4 protein-coding genes are annotated in these 3,435 nt (G+C 37.8%); 2 read left to right on the plus strand and 2 right to left on the minus strand.

All coding sequences use genetic code 11. From position 1 onward, the window contains the following. Nucleotides 1-275: 275 nt before the first annotated feature. Nucleotides 276-1,619 (plus strand): OprD family outer membrane porin, encoded by a 1,344-nt coding sequence (locus AC07E5_RS10050; protein WP_317098126.1) that lies wholly within the window; start codon nt 276-278, stop codon nt 1,617-1,619. A 97-nt stretch (nt 1,620-1,716) separates the two neighbouring features. On the opposite strand, the gene ppa is transcribed toward AC07E5_RS10050, so the two are convergent. Together ppa and AC07E5_RS10060 are read right to left on the minus strand one after the other, a co-directional pair. Then, nucleotides 1,717-2,253 (minus strand): inorganic diphosphatase, encoded by a 537-nt coding sequence (ppa, locus tag AC07E5_RS10055; RefSeq protein WP_104852907.1) that lies wholly within the window; start codon nt 2,251-2,253, stop codon nt 1,717-1,719. A 124-nt stretch (nt 2,254-2,377) separates the two neighbouring features. Beyond that, nucleotides 2,378-2,776 carry an MAPEG family protein gene (locus tag AC07E5_RS10060; RefSeq protein ID WP_317098127.1) on the minus strand — a complete coding sequence of 133 codons (399 nt, stop codon included), beginning with the start codon at nt 2,774-2,776 and terminating at the stop codon, nt 2,378-2,380. A gap of 104 nt (nt 2,777-2,880) precedes the next feature. On the opposite strand from AC07E5_RS10060, the gene AC07E5_RS10065 reads away from it, so the two are divergent. Beyond that, entirely contained in the window at nt 2,881-3,261 is a 381-nt protein-coding gene (locus AC07E5_RS10065; protein WP_004975646.1) for a hypothetical protein, read from the plus strand. The last annotated feature ends 174 nt before the right edge of the window (nt 3,262-3,435 follow it).

The raw sequence follows: 3,435 nt of genomic DNA on the forward strand, positions 1-3,435 counted from the left end.
AAAGTTGGGTGTATTTCTTCATTGTGTGCTTTCCAATTGCGGGTTGAAAAAGTCTAATGATTCTATGAATACACCTAACTTTTTCAACTAACTACAAATGTGTTGCACTTGAGATTTGAATCTGCGATTCAATATTTTTAATGACCCTACAGTTTATCGAAAAAATGCTTAACTTTAGTGTCATAAGCACCTTAAAAATGATATTTTCGCGCCTAAATAGCGATACAATTCGGCTACGTTTCAACTACACATTTACTGCATGAGGCTCTCTCCCAATGCTGAAATCTAAAAAACTGACACTTGCGTTATTGATCAACGCAGCGCTTGTTTCAACTGCATTTGCTAGCGAACAAAGTGAATCTAAAGGCTTTGTAGAAGACGCAAACGGTTCGGTTTTATTCCGTACAGGTTATTTAACTCGTGACTATAAAGGTGTAGAACCTGGTGACGATACAAGTTCATTTGCGCAAACTGCAATCGTAAAATTAGATTCTGGCTTTACCAAAGGTGTAGTTGGTTTTGGTGCAGGTATCATAGGTGATGCTTCATTTAAACTCGGTAAAAATGGTCATACGGGCAATGGTATGATTCCAACGCATAGCAAGAATAATGCAGATGGTACGAAAGATGCTTATGACCATTGGGCACGTGGCGGTGCTTATGTCAAAGTACGTATCTCGAACACTACAGCAACTTACGGTACACAAGTTTTAGATTTACCTGTACTGGCTAGCAACACTGCCCGTTTAGTGCCTGAATATTTCACAGGTGTACTTGTTCAAAGTAATGAAATTGATAACTTAAATTTGGTTGCAGGTAAATTTACAGAGAACCAATATTCAAGCCAAATCAATTCAGATGGTAATGAGTTAGACCGTGCTGTGGTATGGGGCGCGAAATATACATTTAATGATGACTTAAAAGCATCTTATTACGGTATTGATGTTAAAGATAAATTAGATCGTCACTATGCCAATGTAAACTATAACTACGGTTTAAAAGATGGTGCTGCGCTTAACTTTGATCTAAGCGGCTACCACACAGAATTCTCTAAAGATGCTTCAACTTATTCAGCAACAGGTACGATTGCGAATCCTGTCTATGGCGTACCAAAAGCAGAGAAAAATACAGTTGCTGGAACAGAGAAAACCAATGATATTTGGGCAATCTCTACTTCATATAGCAAAGATGTACACAATGTGATGTTGGCTTACCAACAAAACTTTGGTGATGTAGGCTATGACTACGGCGGTAACGCAGATGGTGCACAATCTATTTATCTACCTAACTCATATTTGTCTGATTTTGTAGGTAATGATGAAAAATCTTTAGGCTTACAATACAACTATAACTTTAAAAACCATGGTCTTCCTGGTCTAAACTGGACAACTGCTTTTGTTTACGGTTGGGACATTGATGTTCGTAACCAACCAAAAGATGGTCAAGAGCGTGAATTCTTTAACCAAGTAAAATACACCGTTCAATCAGGTTTTGCGAAAGATGTGAGCTTACGTCTACGTCATTCATACTACCGTGCAAACGATGAATACAAGAGCGTATATATGCCAGACACTAACGAATGGCGTATCTGGTTAGACATTCCTGTGAAATTATTCTAATTCACTCGAAGTTCAAGCCATAAAAAAACCTGCACAATGTGCAGGTTTTTTCAATTTAAGCTTTAAAAATTTAAAATCTTAAACTAACGCAAAGCAATTATTTGTTTGCTTCTGCATATGCAGCAATTGAGTCCAGTACTTCTTGTTTCGCAACATCAGCACCTTCCCAACCGCTTAACTTAACCCATTTGCCTGGCTCTAAGTCTTTATAGTGCTGGAAGAAGTGTTCAATTTGGCTGATCAACAATGGTGGAAGATCAGTATATTCTTGAACATCTTTATAAATTGGGGTTAGTTTTTCGTGCGGAACAGCAACCAGTTTCGCATCAATACCACCGTCATCTTCCATGTTCAATTTACCCACTGGGCGGCAACGAATCACAGAACCTGGCTCTACTGGATGTGGTGTTACGACCAATACGTCTAACGGGTCACCATCCAATGAAAGTGTATTTGGTACATAACCGTAGTTTGCTGGGTAGAACATTGCTGTACCCATAAAACGGTCTACAAATAACGCATCAGAATCTTTATCAATTTCGTATTTGATTGGCGCTGCATTGGCAGGAATTTCAATAATTACATAGATGTCATTTGGTGCATCTTTACCCGCAGGGATATTGCTGTAGCTCATAGCATCACTCTTTAACAAGTTAAATCTTTTTAAAACCGCGTCAATTATAACGGTATTCGGTCTGGAATTACTGCGAGATTATACATCTGCCAAGTAAAAATACATATTTTCAGACCTGACTTGATCAGGTCAGTTTAATCACCATCAATAAAATACAAATTGGGCAAAGCAATGACAAAATCCAGACAATTGAGCGTAAAGTTGCCCAGTTGGCTAAATAGCAAATGCCGTAAGCAATACGCAGTACAATATAAGCAATACCAAACATCATCACCACCACTTGTGGGATGACCATATATTCCGCCATGAGCACTGCAGCAATAAATAAAGGCAGGCTTTCAAAACTGTTTTGCTGTACGGCGTTAGCACGTGCAGCAAAACCTGTGGTTTTGGCTAAAAATTCACGTGGATTTTGGTTATCTTCACGTTTAAAGCCACCTGCCATTTTTGCGACAACAGCAAAGACATACGGCAATAAGCAAGCAATTATAATTAGATAAACAATTCCACTTATGCTTTGCATCAATTTTTTCTCATAAACTGTATTGAGAACTTATCATAACATGGCATTTCTTGAATAAATTTTGTTAAATAGCATGTTTTAAGCAATTGTATAAAGGATCCATTATGGTCAGCCCAGATCAAAAGGAAATGTTAGATGTACTTGAAAAGCAGCGCCAACATCAACTGCGAGTGGATCGTGTTTTAAAAATTGTGTTGCCTATTGTGGCATTTTTATTGATGGTGATTTGCGCCAACATGAACGTATGGTCGACCATTTTTACCTTCGTTGTGCTTTGGGTGGCGTTTTATGCGGTAGGGATTAAGCGCTTACCGCTCTGGCACTGGATTATTGTGATTGTGGTGTATTGCTTAATTGATAATATTTTAAGTTATGGCAGTTTTAATCAATCAGGTTTTAGCCGCCAATTTGGTGCGATGTTTATTTTCTTGGGTATTGTGGGTGTTGGGCGTCGTTACTTTGACCGTTGGCTGATGAAAGAGTAATACTTTTGCCTTTATCGAACAAGAAACAATCTATTTTCTATAGCATATCTCTGTACACGACAAAAATAGATAACTCATTGAAATAATGTCACAATAATTGTTTTCTAACGACGAATACTATGACACATCTCAATGAGTTATATCTTATCTTAAACAAATCTCTAAAATGGAACA

The sequence above is a fragment of the Acinetobacter seohaensis genome (assembly GCF_056431365.1).